Raw genomic sequence first — 17,639 nt, forward strand, 5'->3', positions numbered from 1 at the left:
TGACTCTGGATCGGGTCCAAAAAAATTCGGATCCCGCACTTCCTCACTCAGAGCGACATCGGCGGAGTCGATTCGCCCGCCGTCATTTCCTGCTCGAAGATTTTTTGCAGTTTTTCACCCGACACCCGCATGCCCAACACGCGACGCAAAAAGAAACGCCGATTCGACGGTTCATTGTGAAACTCGAACACTTCGTTCCGGAAATCACGGCGTTTGCGCAGTCCGCCCACGCTCCGCACAAATTCACGATCGGCAGACGTGTAATCGTCATTCAATCCGAGCAGCCACCAGAATGGTTTCGCTTGCCAGCTTAAGCTGCGGGCCACGAGCACGCGCTCGAATTTCTCGAGCGGCAAGTGGTGACGTTCGCAGTAGAGTTCGCGGAAAGTTTTCTGCATGTGTTGCCAGAGATTTACTGCTCCACTTCTCACCGGTAAATCGTCTTGGGGCGAAACCGTGCTTTAGCGGGGCAATTGCTTCTACTCGCTGAATTTTCAGCGCCGTTCGTCCCTTGGGCTTGGGAAATAAATCCAAGCGCACCCTGCCTGCTGGAGTTCGCCTGAATTTTCATGCCTACGCAGTTCTACGTAGGCCAAGGTTTGCACGTTGCTTCGATGCGCGCCCGGCGCGGTGAGTAGTCGTTTCATGCGCTTAATTTTCCGCTCCGCCGTTTTCATGAGCAGCCTGATTTTGTCCCTCGCCAGCGCGCGGGCCCAAATCGTTTATACGATCACCGACATTGGGTTGTTCAGCAACGCGCCGGCACCGGGCAACCTGAGCAACGCCAACGCGATCAACAATGCCGGCCAGGTCGCCGGATATGCGGTCAACGGCGGCTCGTCGCACGCGATTCTCTATCAAAACGGCGTGAAGACCGATCTCGGCACGTTTGGCGGTCCGCGCAGTTTCGCCAATGACATCAACGCGTCGGGCCAAGTCGTCGGTTACGCTTCGATCGCCGGTTCACCCAGCTACGACCACGCCTTCCTCTATTCCGGTGGCGTTAAAACGGATCTCGGCACTTTGTCCGGCGGCGGCAACAGCAGCTACGCGCTCGCGATCAACACCGCGGGCCAGATCGTCGGCAACGCTCACCTCGCCAATAATTTCACGCGCCGTGCTTTCCTCTACTCCGGCGGCGTGATGACGCCCCTCGCCACCCTCGGCGGCTCGGGCAACGTGGCGAACGACATCAATGACTCCGGCCAAATCGTCGGAACTTCCGACATCACCGGCGACACCCTGCAACGCGCGTTCCTCCGACAAACGAATGGCACCTTGATTCAACTGGCGCTGCCCGGCGGCACGTTCAGTTTCGGCAACGCAATCAACAACGCCGGCCACGTCGTCGGCCAGGCTTACACGGCGGGTGGCGCGCAGCAGCACGCGTTCCTTTTTAACGGCGAACAAATCATCGATCTCGGCGTGCTCGCCGGCACGCAAAGCAACGCCTTCGACATTAACAACAGCGGCCAGATCGTCGGCAGCGCGACGACCGCCGGCAATGCGACGTTCCACGCCGTAATGTTCAGCGGCGGCAGCGTCATCGATCTCAACACGAAAATTGATCCGCTCAGCGGCTGGGTGTTGACCGAGGCGCTCGGCATTAACGACCTCGGACAAATCGTGGGCTATGGCACCTACGACGGACGCCAACGCGGCTTCATCCTCAGCGCCGCCAGCGCCATCCCCGAACCGTCCACTTACGCGGCGCTCGCCGGAGTCTGCGCCCTCGGTCTGGCGGTCTGGCGCAAACGCCGCGGCTAAACCATCGTAACACGATCGAAGCCGAAGAAAGCATTCGCTGTGAAACGCCCGAATCGCGGAGGCGGAAATTTGTTATCAGGAACTCGGACGATCACGAAAATTCAGATCAGCGGAGGTCGATTCCTGATTTCCTGAGTTCCAGATAAAGTTTATTTCAGCGCTTCAATCAGCGCTCGTGGCACGCGCAGCACCGTGCCGTGACGAATGCCTTTCGGCACGATGAGTTGCTCGCTGATGTCTTCCCAATTCGCCAAATCCTTAGAGCGAATCACGCCGTATTGGTGATCGCGGTATTTGTCGAAATACAGGTGCCACCACTTGCCGATCTTGATCGCCGTTGCACCTTCCACCCACACGCCCGCCGGCGGCAACGGCGCGCTCGGCTTCGTCCACGGGCCTTCAGGCGACGAGCCCCGCACGACGTAAATATTTTTCGCTGCGGCAGGAATCTCCGTCTCGTTTTTCGCAAACATCACCCAATCCTTCCCGTCGCGCACCATCGTCTCGTCGATCACATTGATGCCCGGCTCATAAAGCAGGCGCGTCGGCGTAAAGGTTTCGAAATCCTTCGTCGTCGTCGCATACAGCCGATGATTGCGCGGCGGTTTTCCCGAGGCTGCATCCTTGCGCTCCGTTTCGTCGGGCACCAAAAACTTTCCCGGCACCGTCGACGACCAGAAGATCACGTAGTGTTGCTTCGCGTCGTCCCACACCAGTTCCGGCGCCCAGCAGTTCGCGGTCGTCGGCTCGTGCGCCATCACCGGGAGTGCTTTTTGCTCCGACCACGTTTTCAGGTCTTTCGAACTCGCATAGCCAATCGTCGTGCCCGTCCACGACGTGGTCCACACCATGCGATAGACTCCATCCGGCCCGCGCAAGATGCACGGATCGCGCATCAATTTATTTTCACCCACGACAGGCGTAAGAAACGACGCGCCGTCGCGCAATGCGGTCCATTTCAACCCGTCTTCGCTGGTTGCGAGATGCAGTCCATCTTCACCGTTGCGAATGAAATAGCTGAACAAAAACACCTCGTCTCCGGCCGGCTTCGCCATCGCGAATCCACACACGCTGCTTACGCAAAAAATCACACCAAGCCGAATCAGGGTAAGGGGTCTCATGCACGCCACGCTGTCACCGCGCGCGCCCATCACAAGTCCGCTTCCTTCTTACGGTTCGCGCACACTCCTTTTCAAAGTCCATCGGCCCCAATCCGTTTGTCATATAATATATGACAAACGGGTTTGGCGGGGCGCGCCGCTGGTTGCCGCAATTTATGTCTCCCGCTGTCGCGCAAATCTGTTACTGATCCTCGATGCGTTTCCTTACCCTGGTCGCCGTTTTGCTTTTCGCGCTTTTCACCAGCTTCGCCGCCGCGCCCGCGATTCCACAGCTCGCGCAAAGCGATTTCGCCGGGTGGGAATTTATCGCCACGCCCGCGACCGAAATCTCGACCGTGTGCGCCTTCACTTCCGATGGTATCGTGCGCGCCGCCGGCAAACCCACTGGCTACCTCGCGACCAAAGACACCTTTGAAAACTACCGTCTGCATGCCGAGTGGCGCTGGCCGGAAAAACCCGGCAATGGCGGCGTGCTCGTGCACATCACTTCCGGTCCGAAAGATCGCGCTTGGCCCGAGTGCTTTCAAATTCAGACCAAGCACCAGTCCACTGGCGATTTACTGCCGATGGCGGGCGCGACGTTTGTCGAGCCGTTAACGAGTGCGCCCGGGACAAGCCCGCAGATTCGCGCGCGCCTCGCCGCCGACAGCGAGAAACCCGCCGGCCAATGGAACACGTGCGACATCGTTTGTCGCGGCGACACGATTGAAGTTTCCATCAACGGCGTTGCGCAAAACAAGGTCACCGGCACGTCGTCGCGTCGCGGTAAAATCGGTTTTCAATTCGAGGGAGCCACGTTCGAACTCCGCAATATCACGATCGAATCGATCAAGTAGTTTCAAACTCCAACCTGCTTCCGCATGCACGATGAAAACCCAAGCCTGCCCGGATACTGGGATAAACGTTACGCGAGCGGCCAGACGCCCTGGGATTTCGGCGGCGTTCCGGTCGACCTCGGAAATTTTCTCCAACGCTCGCTGACGCCGCGCGTATTAATTCCCGGCTGTGGCTCGGGCCACGAGGTAAAGGCGTTCATCGCTGCCGGCTACGATGTCACCGCGCTCGACATCTCCCCGGTCGCTGTCGAACGCGCCAAGCGCACCGTTGGCGCCGCGCTCGCCCACTGCGTGCAACTCGGCGATTTTTTCACCCACGATCTCGCGCCTGAATCGTTTGACCTCATTTACGAGCGCACCTTCGTCTGCGCGCTCACGCCTGATCGGCGAACTGCCTATCGCGACCGTTGCGCGCAATTGCTCAAGCGCGGCGGTTCGCTGACTGGATATTTTTATTACCAGAACACCGCGCCCGATGCCGGCCCGCCGTTCGGCTTCGCGTGGGGCGAAGCCGACGAATTATTCTCGCGCTACTTCATTCTCACTAAAGATGTCGAAGTGAACGACTCGCTCCCCCTCTTCGCCGGCCGCGAACGCTGGCAAGAACGCCGCCGCACCTCGTTCAAGGGATAGAATTATTTATCTGGAACTCAGGGAATCAGGAAAAACCAACGCGGGTCCTTTGAATTTTTTCCTGAGTTCCTGATTTCCACATTCATTGGCTTGGTTAAAGCCCTTTAGAAGCCAGCGGGCGCATTCCTTCAGTTCCAGATTAGATTGGTTTGCGCCGTGCTTCCAACCCGCGAACATCGCGCCCGCTCGCTCTCACTCATGGAATCCGCCACTTTCTACGAACAACTCACCGGCCTCGGACGCGAGGGCACGGCGTTCGTGCTCGTGATTCTCACCGACGCACTTGGCTCCACGCCCCAAGACGCCGGCGCAAAGATGCTCGTCACTGAAGCCGGCCTCCACACCGGCACGATTGGTGGTGGCAAGGTCGAAGCCAAGGCGCTCACGCTCGCGCGCGAAATGCTCGAGGCCCGCGAAAGCACCCCGCGTTTCGTCAACTGGGCGCTCAAGACTGACGTCGGCATGACGTGCGGCGGTTCCGTTAAAATTTATTTCGAACCACACGTCGGCGGCGGCATCGGTGCGAAGTGGCCGATCTGGATTTTCGGCGCGGGCCACGTCGTGCAAGCCCTCGTGCCCGTGCTCGCGCCGCTCGATTGCCAGATCACGGTCGTCGACCCGCGACGCGAATGGCTGGATCGCCTTCCGCGTGCCCGCAACACCCGTTACCTCGAAGCCGCCGAGCCGGCCGATCTTGTCCCGCAGATGCCCGACCACGCCTTTCTCCTTTGCCTGACCAAAGGCCATGCGTTTGACCGCCCGGTGTTGCAGCGTGCGCTCGGCGAACGGAATTTCCCCTATGTCGGCGCGATCGGCAGCGACGCAAAAGCCGAAGTGATGCGCCGCGAAATGATCGCCGCCGGTCTGCCGCCCGAGCGCGCGCAACAATTTCACTGCCCCGTCGGCCTGAGCTTCGGCAACAACCAGCCGGTCGAGATCGCTCTTAGTATCGCCGCGCAACTCCTCACCGAACGCGACAAACTCGCGGGGACAACAACCTCTACGCGCACGACCGCATGATGAAGCCTTGGAAAAAACTTTCCTCTCGCGACGTGCATCGTGATCGTTGGGTTCGCCTCCGCGCGGATCGCGTCGAGTTGCCCTCGGGTAAAGCGATTGAGCCTTATTACGTGATGGAGGAGCCCGAGTGGGTGCACGTCTGCGCGCTGAGCGCGCAAAACGAAATTCTCCTCGGGCGCCAATACCGTTACGCGGGCGAAGCGTTCGGCTACGAACTACCCGGCGGCACCACCGACGCCGGCGAAGATCTCGTGTTCGCCGCCCAACGCGAGTTGCTCGAAGAAACCGGCGCGGTCGCCGATGACTGGCGCCACGTGTGCGGCCTGCTCACCAATCCCGCGCGCACCAACAACCGCATCCACTGTTTCCTCGCGCACAACGCCCGCATCGTGCAAGCGCCGCAATTGGAAGAGACGGAAGACATCGTTTCCGAGTTCGTGCCGTTCACCCGCGTGCTGGAATTAATTCGCACCGGCGAAATCAACCAGGCGATGCACATCGCGATGCTCCACCAGACATTCCTCGAACTTGGTTGGATGAAACCCACCGGGCCCGCTTAGAAAATCTGTCCCGAATTCCTCGGGGCAGTTTCTTGCAACTTCCCCGTTTCTGCCGAGTCTTCGAGGCATGCGTTTTGTCCGGTTTATTTTCAGTCTCATCGCCCTCGCCGCCGGCGTGCTCATCGCGGTATTTTTTATCGCGGTTGGCCTTGTGGTGTTCGGTATCCGCCGCCTGCTCGGACGTCCGGCGACGATGCCCGCGTTTCGGCGTGCAAGCGCGACACCTGCTTCCGCCCGCACCAATCGCGTGGATCACAGCGACGTCATCGACGTCGAAACGACGCAGGTTAAATAAAATTCACTTCGCCACGCGGGCTTGGATTGCATTAAAAATTGCTTCGCCCGTCGCCGGTGACGCGAGCGCGACTTCGCCTTCGCCGCCAAACGAAGCCACCGCATCGCGAATCGCTTCACGCACACAGAACGCGAGCATCAACGGCGGTTCGCCGACGGCTTTACTGCCGTGAATCGTGCCGGGCTGTGCCGCTTTCGGCATCAAGGTGACATTAAACTCCACCGGTGTGTCACTGATCGCAGGAATTTGATACGTGCTCGCGCTGTGCGTGAGCAACCGGCCTTTCGCGTCCCATTTTAGTTCTTCGCTCGTGAGCCAGCCCATGCCCTGGACAAAACCGCCCTCGATTTGTCCGCGATCCACGCCCGGATTCAGCGAGTCACCGACATCATGCACGATATCGACACGCTTCACGCGTTGCATGCCGGTATAGCCATCGATTTCGACTTCCGCGACCGCCGCACCGCACGCGAAATAATGAAACGGCCTCCCCGCCGCTTTGCTCCAATCCCAATAAATCCCCGGCGTCGCGTAATAACCCGTCGTCGAAAGACTCACGCGCTCGACATACGCTTTCATCGCCACATCGCCGAACGGCACGCGCACTGTTTCGTCGCTGGACGAAAGCGCCAAGCCATCGACAAATCGCACCGTGTCCGCCGCCGGCACAAAATCCGCGCGCCCGGATTTGATCGTGAGACATTTCACCGCGATCGGCCGCAACCGCTCGCGCAGAATCGAACATGCATTCGCCACCGCCATGCCGTTCAAATCCGCACCGCTCGACGCCGCGGTCGCCGACGTGTTCGGCACCTTGTCCGTGCTCGTCGTCATGATGCGGATGCGATCCGCCGGCAGCCCGAGTTCACGCATCGCGACGCCGAGCATTTTTGTGTGCAAACCCTGCCCCATTTCCGTGCCGCCATGATTCACCTGAACCGTGCCGTCCGAGTAAACGTGGACGAGCGCGCCCGCCTGGTTGTAGTGCGAGAGCGTAAACGAAATGCCGAACTTCACCGGCGTGATCGCAAGGCCGCGTTTGACGCGCGCGTGAGCCGCATTCCAGTCCGCGACGGTTTTTTTGCGTTCGTTAAATTCCGACGACGCGAGCAACTGCTTCCAGATATCCTGGATGCGGTTGTCGCCAATATCTTCGAAGTAATGGGTTTTATTCGTCTCGCCGGTGCCGTGATAAAGATTCCGCTCGCGAACCACTTCCGGCGCGAGCCCCGTGCGCCGCGCGACGCGATCCATGATCTCTTCAATCACCATCACGCCTTGCGGCCCGCCGAACCCGCGGAATGCCGTGTGCGATGTCGTATTGGTTTTCACCACGCGCCCCGTGAAATTTACCGCGGGCAAATAATACGCGTTGTCCAAATGAAATAGTGCGCGATCGACGATTGGCTGGGAAAGATCCAACGACCAGCCGCCGTCGGAAACCAATTCCACGTGCGCGGCGAGCACGCGACCCTCGGCATCGTGGCCAACCGCAAACTTCGAGAAAAACGGATGACGTTTCCCTGTGAGCGCCATGTCCACGTCGCGGTCGAGTTGCAACCGCACAGGCTTGCCCGTCACCCGTGCGCCGAGCGCCACGATGCACGCGAAGGAATTTCCCTGCGTTTCCTTGCCGCCAAAACCTCCACCCATGCGCGGCGCTTGCACGACGATGTTGCTCTTCGCTTCGTTGAGCACTTCGTGAACGATGGTTTGAATCTCCGACGGATGCTGCGTCGAGGAATGGAGCGTGAGCGTGTTGCCATCACCCGGTTCAGCCCAGCACGCATGCGTCTCGAGGTAAAAATGTTCCTGTCCGCCAAACTCGAATTCCCCTTCGAATTTCAATGGCGCTGCCGCGAGCGCCGCCACCGCATCGCCGCGCTTCAACGTGTGCGGATCCGTGTGATACTGCTTCGCGGCAATCGCGTTTTTAATCCCCACTATCGGCGCGAGCGGCGCGTAATCGACCTCGACCAAGGCCGCCGCCGCACGACACGCCGCGAGCGAATCGCCGATCACCGCCGCCACGACTTGTCCTTGAAAAAGCACTTCGTCCGTCGCGAATAACGGTTCGTCGTGACGCGAGACGCCGACGTTGTTTTCGCCCGGAATATCCTCGGCCAGCAACACCGCAGCCACGCCCGGCGCCTTGCGCGCCGCCGTTGCATCGCGGCGAGTGATTTTTGCGCGCCCATGTGGCGAGGTCACCAACCACACATCGAGCATTGGCCGGCGATGCGCGGTATCATCGACATACATTGCGCGACCCGTCACATGACCCACCGCGCTTTCGTGACGCAGCGTGCGCGTCGCATCGTCCACCGGCCATGCGCCTGAAAAATCATACCCCGTCTCGCTCTCGTGCGCTTCGCTGGTGTCGCCGCTGACGAAACGTTCCCACAACGAAACCACCAGCCCGCGCCGATACGCCGCGCCACTGCGCACATCGTCGATCGGCGTAAATTCTTCCTTCAATGCCGCCGCGACGACCCCGCGCGCCTGCGATAATGTTTTCCCCATCAGCGCGGCTTCCGCCTTGGTCGCACGCTTCGTGCGCTCCGCCACGCCGCCGTAAGCGATGCGCGCGCGCCGCACGAGGCCCATGTTGTCCGTCTCGACCGCAAACGCCGCCGCCACGATACTAATATCGAGTTCGGTGCGATGAGATACTTTAATGAATTCTGTCTGGAATCGGCAGCCGCGCGCGAGGGTCACGCGCGGGATCACGATTTCTTTAATCACTTCATCCGACCGCAGCACGGTCTGGCGATAACCGGTGAAAAAATCCGCGATCAGCACCATGCGCGACTTCGTCGGCGACGCCAACACGATGGCGGCATTCAGTGCCATCAACACCGGCGCGCTGTCGCCAATCGGCGAGGCCGTCGCGATATTGCCGCCCAGCGTCGCGCGATTGCGAATCTGCCGCGCGGCAAACACGCGCAGCATTTTCGCAAGCATCGGAATCTCCGGCGCGACTTTTTCTTCGATCGCCGTGAGCGTCACCGCCGCGCCGATGCGCCAGCCTTCATCACTTGACGTAATCGCGGTCAACTCAGCGACCGCTTCCGTCGAAATCAGCGCCGGAAATTTCTTAAACTTTTTGTTCAGTTCGACGCCAATCTCCGTCGCACCCGCCACGAGCCGCGCTTCCGGATACACCTGTTTCAGCGCGAACAACTCCGTGAGCGACGTCGGCCGGAAGAACTTTTCGTCGTTCGCAGTGTAATCGAGCAATCCGAGCGCCGTGACCGGTTTTTCCAACCTTGCACCAAATGCATCGTGGTCGGGCCCGACCTCCGGGCGGGCCGCTTCCGCAGCGTCTTTCATCTTAACCACCGCCAGCGCCGCATCGCGAATCGCGCGATAACCCGTGCACCGACAGAGATTGCCGCAGAGCTGGTCGTTGATTTTCGCCGGCGTGTTTGCGTCTTTGCGATAATAGCCCTCGAACATCGACACGACAAAACCCGGCGTGCAGTAGCCGCACTGCGAACCAAAATTGTCCACCATGCACGATTGCACGGGATGCAACTTTGCGCCGTCAGCGAGGCCTTCGACGGTCACGACTTCGCGGCCGGCAAACATCGGCAGCAACGCGATACAGCTGTTCACCGCGCGATAGGTCGCCGCGCCGTGTGCGTCGCGCTCGACGATCGCCACCGTGCAGGCGCCGCAATCGCCTTCGTCACACCCGCGCTTGCTGCCCGTCCGTCCGGAGTTGCGCAGGAATTCCAGCAGCGTGGTGGTCGGGGCCAGCCCCTCGACTCGCACCGTTTTCCCGTTGAGCAGAAATTCAAAACTGGTTTGCGGACTCGCGACACTCACCGGGGACGAACTCATGGGGTTAGGAAAACAGCAGAAACAGCGGCGGGCAAATCAAAGCCGCTGCGAGCGTCGTCAGCGAAAGCCCGACAGAAGCAAACGTGCCCTGCTCCTCGCCGAGTTCAAAGGCTCGCGCCGTCCCGACCGCGTGCGAGCCGCAGCCCAACGCCAGCCCGACGGCGCGCGGATCCGTCACGCCGGCGCGACCCAGCACCCACGGCCCGATCGCCGCCCCGAGCACAGCCGCAAACATCGCGCCAACGCCCGCCACCGCCGGCAGCGCGCCAGCGTCAACCGCAATCGCCATCGCGACCGCTGACGTCACGCTTTTCATGCTCAGCGCGATCATCAGCAACCGATCGGCCCCAAACAGCGCCAGCAAACCCATCGTGCTCGCAATGCTGAAGCTCATCGCCGAAAGCACCACCGTCACCAGCACACCAATTTTCCGAAAAATCAGCGCGCGTAACTTATACACCGGCACGCCCATCGCCACGACGCCCGGCCCGAGAATCCACGCGAGCCAATGCGTGCCTTCCGCAAACTCTGCGTAACGACGCCCGGTCGCTTCCACCACCACCAGCAGCACGATCGTGCTCACGAGCACGGGATGCAGAATCTGAATTTTCGTGCGCAAAAACAGCCGTCGTGCGGCGTAAAACACCCCAATCGTCACCGCGCTCCAGAGAATGATTTTCCAAGCCATGTTATTTCTCCGTGGATTTTGCTAAAAGCCATTGCGCCAGTCGCCCGACAAACGCCCAAAGCACGACCACCGACACGATCAACGTGCCCGCAATGACAAAGCCCCAGCGCTGCCACAATTCCTGGTCGGCGCCCGCACGCACATAGAGTGTCACGAAACACACCGGCAGGATAAAGATCAGCAGCTTCGCCGCATCCTCCACCCACTCTAGCCTCACGAGGCGCGCCCCGAGTAGAATCAGCAGCACGAACATCCCGAGCACGCTCCCCGGCAGGATGAGCCCGAATTGACGCTTCGCAAAATCCCCGGCAAGAAACGCCGCCGTGATAATCGCCAGCCCGAGCACCGTGCGCAGCAGTTTTGAATTAGCTAATGTCATTTGAGCGAAGTGAGGAATCCATCAAGAGCAGCAACGTGACCAGTCACGCGGGAATCTCAGTAAACGCTTGCCGTGTGAACTGATTTTGCAGGACAGACTTCACTCCCGATGTGCGGCCTGTTGCGTCGACCTACAACGCCGCACGATTCACATCCTTGTAATAGAGATAACTCGCCGGCTGTTTGCCCATCGCGACAAACCACTGCGCGCAATACGGCGCCATCCAAATCACATCGCCCGTCTGCACCGGATACCAACTGTCTTCGAGCCGATACACGCCCGCACCGCCGAGCATCACGAGCCCGTGTTCCATGACGTGCACTTCGATGAACGGCAAATGCCCGCCCGGTTGATACGCGAACACGTTCACCGCCATGTCGAACGACGCATCGTCAGGCAGCAACACTTGGAGATTCGCCGCCGGATCGCCGAGGAACGGCGTGCCTTTGACGTTCGCCGCGTCACTGATGATCGGCTTTGGTAAAGGAGCACCCACGAGCGGCACATATTTTTTCTGAAAAAGCATGAGCTGCGTGCCGGCCTTGGGCGACGTCAACGTCCACGCCGAACCCGCCGGCGCATAAAAATAACCGCCCGCACCGACCTTCGCTTTTTGTTCGTCGACCGACACCACGCCGCCGCCGCTCACGACATAACCGAACGTCTGCACCTCGCTCGCTGTGATCGAGGCTGCGCCGCCCTTTTGAAAAGTTACGAGCGTCTGCGCAAATTTCGCGCCCAACGCCTCGTTGATCAGGATGACAGTCGTCGCACCGGTGATGCCGGGCACGGAGCTATTGACGTGATTCGCCGGCGTGATGAGCGCATGGCGGGCGGCAATCCGCGCACGGGTGTGACCAAAAAGTTCAGGCATGGCGTAGTTTTGAGTTAAAACGAAAAAACATGAAATCCCTAAAATGAGAAAATCGAAACGCACGCCTCCACGATTTATCACTCTGCGTCGATCCAGACCTAAGTTTAAACCCAACTGAAGGAGGCCATGTCGGGTATAAACAGACGTATTCTCGCGTCCGTTTTACGCTTCCCCGATTTCCACCTTCAAATCCATTCGTCTCCGCTCAGCGCTCAGAATCGCATCGCGAATTTTGCTCCGAACATGCGTGGGGCCGCGGGGATGTTTGTCGGTAGACCGTAGCTGCCGCCAATATTGCCGGCGTCGAGGAGGTAATCTTTATCGAGCAAGTTGGTCGCATACGCGGTGACTTCCCATTGCCCGCCGCGCGGGCGGTAACCGAGCCGCACGCTCAGCAATGCGTGGCCGCCCTGTCGCAAGATGCCGCCGTTGGCAGCGTTGTTGTCTTCAAAGAAATATTCCGAGCGATACGTGAAAAGTGGCGTCACGAATACCATGCCCTGTTTCTCGACCGCCAGCGTCGCAGTTCCGCCGAGCGACACCACGTGCCGCGACGTGAGCCGGAATTTATTGCCGGCAAAGACTTGCGGCGCGCCACTCTCGTCCGTGTCGGAAAATTGAGCATCGGTAAAACCGTAGGTCGCAAACACCGTCAGCGCCCGCGCGAGATCGGCCTGCAACGTCGTCTCCACGCCGCGACCGCGCGCACGGCCGCCGTCAAACGCCTCGATCACCCCGAGCGTCGTCGTGCGCTGCGTCTGGAAATGCGAAAAATCATACTGAAACACGGAAGCCTCATAACGCAGGCGACGACTGGGAATCGCGCCTTTCACGCCGGCTTCGTAAGCCAGCACGGTTTCCTCGGCGTGCACCTGAGGTGCGAGCGTGAGCGCGTTAAAATCCAGCACCGGCGCGTGCCGCCCGCGCGACAGCGTCGCATACGCCGTGAGCTGCGGTGTGACCATGTAACGCGCATCGAGTTGCCCCGACCATGAATTCAAGCGCGTGGAATCTTCGAGCCAGCCATTCGTGTTTCTGAAAAAATTATTCATGCCGCCCGAAGTCGGCACCGCGCCGACCAGCGATCCCCGCACCGGCGCCGGATACGACTGGAAACGCGATTTGATCGACTCCTGCGTGAGCCGCAGACCGCCACCCAGCGTGAGTCGCTCGGTCGCTTGATAACTCAGGCGCCCGAACACGTCGCCCGTCGTGTTGCGGGCTTCGTTGGAGTTTTGTTCGGCGTAACGCGGGTTGAACGCGATCGGCGGCGCCAAGCGCGTGAGGTAACGATACAGCACATTCTCATCGCTGCGAATGATCGCACTCTGTGTATCGTTGGTCGCGTAGATCGCCGTGCCCACCGCCCCCGTGAATTTCCCTCCACGGTCATAGTTGAAGCGCAACTCCTGGCTGAATTGCCGTCCGTCAAACACCTCCGCCGCTTCGAGCAAGTAGAGCGGCGCGCCATCGATATCGAACTCGTTGCGACTCTCCACGTCGCGCCACGCGCTGATCGCGGTGAGGACCCACGCGTCGCTGAGGGTGTGTGCGACGATGCCCGTGAGACCGAGAATCGTGCGCGCGACTCCAAGCTCCGAGCCGCGATTGAGGGTCGTGGTGCCGTTGAAAGGATCGATGTCGAATGCGGCAAATCCAGGCACGCCACTGGCGTTTTTTAGCGCAATACACGGCGTGTCGTCGCGTTGGTAATTGAAAATCACATCGACGGTGGTCGCGTCGGTCGGCTGCCAGCGCCCGCTCGCGCGCAGGGCCAAGGTTCCCTCGCCCTGGAGCTTGGAATCGTCCGCGAGATTCGTGACGTAACCTTCACGCTGCTTCGCATGCACCGCGACGCGCGCGTAAAGTTTATCCGCAACGACCACGCGGTTGACCATCACGTCCGCGCTTGTGGCCTGATAACCGCCAAAGCCCAGCGCCAGCGCGCCGGAATTTCCGTTGGTTGCGCGCTGGCTGTTGAGAACGAGCGCGCCGCCTTGCACACTGCGGCCGAATCGCGTGGCCTGCGGGCCTTTGAAGACCGCCACGTTTGCGACGTCGAACAGCGCCACACTGTTGCCGTGCGCATTGGTCAGCAACACGCCGTCCTGAAACGTCGATATCCGCGGCTGCAACCGGGGATCGCCCGTGTCGGAGTTGAGGCCACGCAGATTCAAACTCACATTGTCCACCGATTGCTCCATCACGAATAGCCCCGGCACAACCCGCGCGAGCTCGCCGTAATTATTCAGGCCGTTGGCCGCCATGAAATCGCCGCTGTAAGCCGTGACCGCGACCGGCGCATTCGCGAGCGCCGTCTCCGTCCGCCGCGCCGTGATTTCCAGCGGGTCCAACGTCACCGCTTCCTGTGCCCACGTCGCCGCACTCCACGCCAGCGTCAGCGCGCTCAGGCCGAGGCGTTTCGAAAAATCATTCCACCCCGCCCGCTGGGGATCGGACCAAACTCGTTGGGCGTTCATCGAGGTAAAAATGGGCGCATAAACTTTGCGTCACCAAATCGGAAAGCCCCCCGCAGCGCAAGCGCCGCCCCAAGTCCTCGCAAGCAACGCAGGCAGCCTCTTTCTCGTCCTCTTAATCTTTCTCTTTCTCCCGTCTTAGGCCCTTGAGATCCTTCGCTGATCCTCCCTATCTCGTGACGAAAGAGAACGATTAAGAGAAAGAGTAAGATTAAGATTCCATACCCTACTCCAACCCCATCCGCTGCGCCCTCGCGGCCAGTTCCGCGACGTTCGAGGCGCCGAGTTTCGTCATGATATTTTTGCGATGAAAATCCACCGTGCGCTGCGTCAGGCCGATCATCGCGCCGATTTCCTTGCTCGTGCGTCCGGCCAGCACCAGCGCCAGCACATCCTGTTCGCGTCGTGACAATACCTTGCCGACCGCCTCGGTTTTCTCACCTTCACGCGCGAGCGTATCGCTAAAACGCGCGGAATAAAACCGGCGCCCATCGGTCACCGCGTTGAGCGCCTTCGCCAGCATTTCCGGCTCCGCATATTTCTCGACGTAACCTTCCACACCACTCTCGCGCACCCGCGTCAACGCCAGCGGATCGACCAGCGAGGACAATACCAACGCCCGCATTTGCGGACGCAATTGCCGCGCCGCGCGCACAAATTCCAATCCATCGATGCCGGGCAACTGCAAATCCACGATCAACACATCAGGTTTCGTTTCTAAAATCTTTGCGAGCGCCTCTTCGCCCGACGCCGCCGCGTAAGCGAGTTCGAAACGCGGCAAGCCTTCGAGCCACTTCACGAGCAAACGCCGCAACATCGCCATGTCCTCAAGAATGAGCACGCGCACCCGATGCGACGCCGCGTTGGTGGGTTGATGGCTTTCGATCACGGCTGGCTCTCCGCAAACGGGGATCGCGTATCCACATTCGCACCTCGCAACGTGAATGAAAATTCCGCGCCTTCACCCACGCCCGTTTTCACCTCAAGACGCACACCCAGCGCGCGCCCGATTTCCACGCACAACCGCAACCCGAGGCCGCCGCCGCGCGCATCCACCTGCGCCGCAGCACCCGACTCAGTCGACAACGCCGCGCCGACTTCCGGCGGCAAACCCGGGCCATCGTCGCGCACGGTGAGCCGCACCCCGTCCGCCACGGCAACTGCGCTCACCACGACCCGCGTGTGCGCAAACCGCACCGCGTTCGCCACGAGGTTGCGCATCAACGTCTGCGCGAGCACGAGGTCGGTTTTCACGCGCAACGATTCCGGCACCGACACCACCAACTCCACCTCGCGTTGCGCGGCAAACGGTTGATGCAGCGCCGCCACCTGCGTCACGAAATCTTTCACGAGGTGCACGCCCGGATGCACACTGCCCGCGCGCAACCGCGCCCACAGCACGAGATCCTCGATGAGCAACAGCACCTGCCGCCCCGTGTGCGCCGCCTCGTCGGCAAAAATCAACGCTTCGTCCGCGCGACCCGATGCTTGCTCCGCGCCCATCGTCAACGCCGTCAACGGCCCGCGCAAATCGTGGCCGATCACCGCGATCATGCGGTCCTTGTCGCGATTCGCCTCCTGTAATTCCTTCGTGCGCTCGCCGACTTCCAGCGCGAGTTCGTCGGCGTAAGCTTCCTGCAACGTCTCGCGCTGCGCCATTTCCTCGACAAGTTTTTCCTGCGTCGCGGCGCGCTCGCGCTGGATGCGCGCAAACCGATCCGCCATCGCGAGCGAGAGCATGAGCATCTCCATCACCGAGCCGGCGAAAAACGCCATCATCGCCCAATGCTGCGGTCGGTTGATCGCCAGCGACACCACTGCGGGCGTAATGCCCGCGAATAAAAACCCGAACGCCAGGCCGAAATACCGCGCATGCGTCGCACCTGCGCGCCACGCGAGCAATGCCATCACGAGCATCGTGCCGTGCACGAGCAAATCGACCGCGATCAACAGCGGCACGCTTCCCGCTGACGGAATCACAGTCAGCGGCAACAACGCGAGCAGTCCATTGCGCAGCCACCGCGCGAAGCGATCCGCCACCGGCACGCGTTCCCGCAGTTCGAGAAATACGCGGCCAAACTGCACCACACACGCGGCGCTGAGCACGACGGCAATTTTTGCGACGATATTTACCGCCGGTGAGCCGAGCGGCGCGATGAATTGCAGGAAGCCTCCGTTCAGCGAAAAAAAGAACAGGCCCGCCATGCCCAGGTATCCGAGGTAATAACCGGTATCCGAAAAACGCAGTCTGATCCACAATACCGCGTTGTAGAAAAACAGCGCGAACAACGCGCCGTAGTAGAGGCCTTCCGCGAGCGCGATGCGCAACCGGACGGCGGCGTATTGCTCACGATCCGGCCACCACGCCAGGTTCAGCCAGATGGAATCTTTGTCCTCCGCGCGGAGATAATACGTGGTTTCGGATTGCGCCGGCACGTGCACGGGAATCACCGCGCTGCGTCCCCAGACCGGCTTGTCGCGCGTCCACTCGCCCGAGCGCGCGTGTCGCCAACCCTGATTTTTATCGCGCGTCCAAAAATCAATCTGATCCATGTAATAGGCGCTTTCGCCGAAAATCCCCGTCAGCGTTTCGTCCGTTCGATTCGGCAAAACCACGCGGATCCACATCACCTCGTTACGATTCGCGCGGACGAAGTCTCCAGCCAGCGGCGTCCAATTGTTTTTGGACAACGCCGCAACCTCGTCGATCGAATAACCGCGCCCGTTATCGGCGAGCGTTGCTACCGTCGCCCCGCGTGATGCATCCGGCAGCGACACGCGTCCGGTCAAGTCCCCTGCCAGCCCGAACATCACCGTGCTCAACATACCGCCGGCCAGGATCAAAATACCGGTCAACGGCGCCCAGCAAGGAAGGGAGGGAAACTTCACGCGCACCACGTTTCCGCACGGCGGTTCACCACTCAAGCCCGCTGTTAATCAAAAACCTAGTATAAATAACAGGTCGGCCCTTTCCGTCCGGACATGCAGAAAATGCGAATGTTGAACTCAGGAAATCAGGAGAAATTCATTTTAACCACGAAGCGCACGAAGCACCCGAAGGAAGATTTGACCACGGACACGGATGAACCCTCCAAGCATCTCCATCGTTTTCCGATCGGTGGAATCCGTGCAGTCCGTGGTTA

15 protein-coding genes are annotated in these 17,639 nt (G+C 60.2%); 6 read left to right on the top strand and 9 right to left on the bottom strand.

Annotated elements, in window-relative coordinates:
* Positions 1-47: 47 nt before the first annotated feature.
* Positions 48-398, bottom strand: a complete 351-nt coding sequence (locus ACRRQW_RS04010) for a hypothetical protein (protein WP_438479968.1) — start codon at positions 396-398, stop codon at positions 48-50.
* Positions 399-675: 277 nt separating this feature from the next.
* Here ACRRQW_RS04010 and ACRRQW_RS04015 point away from each other — a divergent pair, with 277 nt between their 5' ends.
* Positions 676-1,767 (top strand): PEP-CTERM sorting domain-containing protein, encoded by a 1,092-nt coding sequence (locus tag ACRRQW_RS04015; protein WP_438479969.1) that lies wholly within the window; start codon positions 676-678, stop codon positions 1,765-1,767.
* A gap of 149 nt (positions 1,768-1,916) precedes the next feature.
* Here the strand turns inward: ACRRQW_RS04015 and ACRRQW_RS04020 are convergent, their stop codons facing one another.
* Positions 1,917-2,888 (bottom strand): glycoside hydrolase family 43 protein, encoded by a 972-nt coding sequence (locus ACRRQW_RS04020; protein ID WP_438479970.1) that lies wholly within the window; start codon positions 2,886-2,888, stop codon positions 1,917-1,919.
* A gap of 194 nt (positions 2,889-3,082) precedes the next feature.
* On the opposite strand from ACRRQW_RS04020, the gene ACRRQW_RS04025 reads away from it, so the two are divergent.
* From ACRRQW_RS04025 to ACRRQW_RS04045, 5 genes are all read left to right on the top strand, one after another.
* Positions 3,083-3,724, top strand: a complete 642-nt coding sequence (locus ACRRQW_RS04025; protein WP_438479971.1) for a 3-keto-disaccharide hydrolase — start codon at positions 3,083-3,085, stop codon at positions 3,722-3,724.
* Positions 3,725-3,748: 24 nt separating this feature from the next.
* Entirely contained in the window at positions 3,749-4,357 is a 609-nt protein-coding gene (locus ACRRQW_RS04030; RefSeq protein WP_438479972.1) for a methyltransferase domain-containing protein, read from the top strand.
* A 198-nt stretch (positions 4,358-4,555) separates the two neighbouring features.
* Positions 4,556-5,377: a xanthine dehydrogenase accessory protein XdhC gene (gene xdhC / locus ACRRQW_RS04035; protein ID WP_438479973.1), complete on the top strand. Its 822-nt coding sequence runs from the start codon at positions 4,556-4,558 to the stop codon at positions 5,375-5,377.
* Positions 5,374-5,937, top strand: a complete 564-nt coding sequence (locus ACRRQW_RS04040) for an NUDIX hydrolase (RefSeq protein WP_438479974.1) — start codon at positions 5,374-5,376, stop codon at positions 5,935-5,937. Before xdhC ends, ACRRQW_RS04040 begins: the two co-directional genes overlap by 4 nt.
* Before the next feature lie 67 nt (positions 5,938-6,004).
* Positions 6,005-6,232 carry a hypothetical protein gene (locus ACRRQW_RS04045; RefSeq protein WP_438479975.1) on the top strand — a complete coding sequence of 76 codons (228 nt, stop codon included), beginning with the start codon at positions 6,005-6,007 and terminating at the stop codon, positions 6,230-6,232.
* Between the two features lie 3 nt (positions 6,233-6,235).
* Here ACRRQW_RS04045 and xdhB read toward each other — a convergent pair whose 3' ends face one another.
* The 7 genes from xdhB to ACRRQW_RS04080 form a co-directional block, all read right to left on the bottom strand.
* The gene (gene xdhB / locus ACRRQW_RS04050) at positions 6,236-10,078 is read right to left on the bottom strand and encodes a xanthine dehydrogenase molybdopterin binding subunit (protein ID WP_438479976.1); all 3,843 of its coding nucleotides are present in this window, start codon (positions 10,076-10,078) and stop codon (positions 6,236-6,238) included.
* 4 nt (positions 10,079-10,082) lie between these two features.
* The gene (locus tag ACRRQW_RS04055; protein ID WP_438479977.1) at positions 10,083-10,766 is read right to left on the bottom strand and encodes an LrgB family protein; all 684 of its coding nucleotides are present in this window, start codon (positions 10,764-10,766) and stop codon (positions 10,083-10,085) included.
* Between the two features lies 1 nt (position 10,767).
* Positions 10,768-11,145 (bottom strand): CidA/LrgA family protein, encoded by a 378-nt coding sequence (locus ACRRQW_RS04060; RefSeq protein ID WP_438479978.1) that lies wholly within the window; start codon positions 11,143-11,145, stop codon positions 10,768-10,770.
* Between the two features lie 130 nt (positions 11,146-11,275).
* Positions 11,276-12,019 (bottom strand): (S)-ureidoglycine aminohydrolase, encoded by a 744-nt coding sequence (gene allE / locus ACRRQW_RS04065; protein WP_438479979.1) that lies wholly within the window; start codon positions 12,017-12,019, stop codon positions 11,276-11,278.
* A 212-nt stretch (positions 12,020-12,231) separates the two neighbouring features.
* Positions 12,232-14,499, bottom strand: a complete 2,268-nt coding sequence (locus tag ACRRQW_RS04070; protein ID WP_438479980.1) for a TonB-dependent receptor — start codon at positions 14,497-14,499, stop codon at positions 12,232-12,234.
* A 223-nt stretch (positions 14,500-14,722) separates the two neighbouring features.
* Positions 14,723-15,385 carry a response regulator gene (locus tag ACRRQW_RS04075; RefSeq protein ID WP_438479981.1) on the bottom strand — a complete coding sequence of 221 codons (663 nt, stop codon included), beginning with the start codon at positions 15,383-15,385 and terminating at the stop codon, positions 14,723-14,725.
* On the bottom strand, positions 15,382-17,385 hold the full coding sequence (locus tag ACRRQW_RS04080; protein WP_438479982.1) for a sensor histidine kinase: 2,004 nt from the start codon (positions 17,383-17,385) through the stop codon (positions 15,382-15,384). The genes ACRRQW_RS04075 and ACRRQW_RS04080 overlap by 4 nt, the downstream gene beginning before the upstream one ends.
* Positions 17,386-17,639: the final 254 nt, after the last annotated feature.

The sequence above is a fragment of the Oleiharenicola lentus genome (genome assembly GCF_051660365.1).
Lineage (GTDB): Bacteria > Verrucomicrobiota > Verrucomicrobiia > Opitutales > Opitutaceae > Lacunisphaera > Lacunisphaera lenta_A.